Origin of the sequence: Bradyrhizobium sp. LMTR 3 (assembly GCF_001693485.1) — a bacterium.
In the GTDB taxonomy this organism is placed as follows: domain Bacteria; phylum Pseudomonadota; class Alphaproteobacteria; order Rhizobiales; family Xanthobacteraceae; genus Bradyrhizobium.
The window spans coordinates 1-1395 of the sequence record NZ_MAXC01000041.1 but is presented as its reverse complement, the minus strand read 5'-3'; the positions used below and the strand labels follow the sequence as shown (position 1 = coordinate 1395).

General features: G+C 60.3%; 1 protein-coding gene. It reads left to right on the top strand.

Annotation, left to right across the window (positions count from 1 at the left end):
• Positions 1-37: 37 nt before the first annotated feature.
• Positions 38-1375: an IS701 family transposase gene (locus LMTR3_RS23585; protein WP_065747407.1), complete on the top strand. Its 1338-nt coding sequence runs from the start codon at positions 38-40 to the stop codon at positions 1373-1375.
• Positions 1376-1395 lie beyond the last annotated feature (20 nt).

The following is a 1395-nucleotide window of genomic DNA, read 5'->3' as shown; positions in this document are numbered from 1 at the left end:
ATGATTCATGGGTAGTCGGCCTTTGGAGGGGCCGACCATGGTTGGCAACACGCTGGATTGGAATGAAGAGCTTGGACGCTGGCTCAAGCCATTTCTGGATCGGTTGGGTCATAAAGCGCGGCGACAAATGTGTCCGCTTTACGTATCGGGGCTGATCGGCCCTGGTGATCGCAAGAGCATTCAGCCGATGGCGGAGCGGCTTGCACTTGGCGAATATGATCAATTGCACCACTTCATTGCGGCCGGGGTCTGGGATGCGACGCCGGTTGAGACGGAACTGCTCGTTCAAGCGGATAGGCTCGTCGGCGATAGCGATGCCGTGCTGGTGATCGACGACACCGCGCTTCCCAAGAAGGGTACGCATTCGGTGGGTGTCGCTCCGCAGTATGCTTCGGCGCTGGGCAAGACCGCCAACTGCCAAACGCTGGTGTCGCTGACGCTTGCGCGAGGCGAAGTACCGGTCATGCTCGCATTGCGGCTGTTTCTTCCGGACAGTTGGACGAGCAATCGGGCTCGATTGGAGCGAGCGGGTGTTCCGACCGAATATCGAACGGCACGGACGAAGCCGGAGATGGCCCTGGCAGAGATCGATCGTGTCATCGCGGCCGGTGTGCGCTTTGGCTGCGTATTGGCGGATGCCGGTTATGGGATGAGCGCGCCGTTCCGCCAGGGGCTCACAACTCGCAAACTTGCCTGGGCGGTCGGTATTCCGCATCACCTCAAGGTGTACCCTGCCGATGTGCGGATGATCTGGCCGGTTGCTGGGCGCGGCCGTCCCCGTAAGCGGCACGTTCCTGACATTCTATCGATGGCGGCCGGAGACATGCTGACCGACGCCACATGGCAGAACATCAGTTGGCGCACGGGCACGAAAGGAAAGCTCAAGGCTGGTTTTGCCGCTGTCCGCGTGCGGGTAGCCGACGGACCACCGCAGCGGATCAGAGACAAGGGTCAGCAACATCTGCCAGGGGATGAGGTTTGGCTCATCGGCGAGCACAGGATGTCGGGAGAGAAGAAATACTATCTCGCCAACCTGCCGGCAAAGACGAACCTACGCACCTTGGCGGCCACCATCAAGGCGCGATGGATTTGCGAGCAGGCTCACCAGCAGGTGAAAGAAGAACTCGGTCTCGATCACTTTGAGGGACGATCCTGGCAAGGCCTACATCGTCATGCGCTCATGACGATGATCGCGTACGCCTTCCTCCAGCATCGCCGCCTCGCAACAGCAGGGCGGAAAAAAAAGAATCAACGGGCCACCGCCTCAGCCGACGTTGCCAGCCGTGCGCCACGCCATCCTCGAACTCATCGCTCGACTACCGCCGCAGCGATGCCCGCATTGCCGAAAATGGATTTGCAACGAGCGGCGGCGTGAGTAAATCTGCCAAAGTAGTG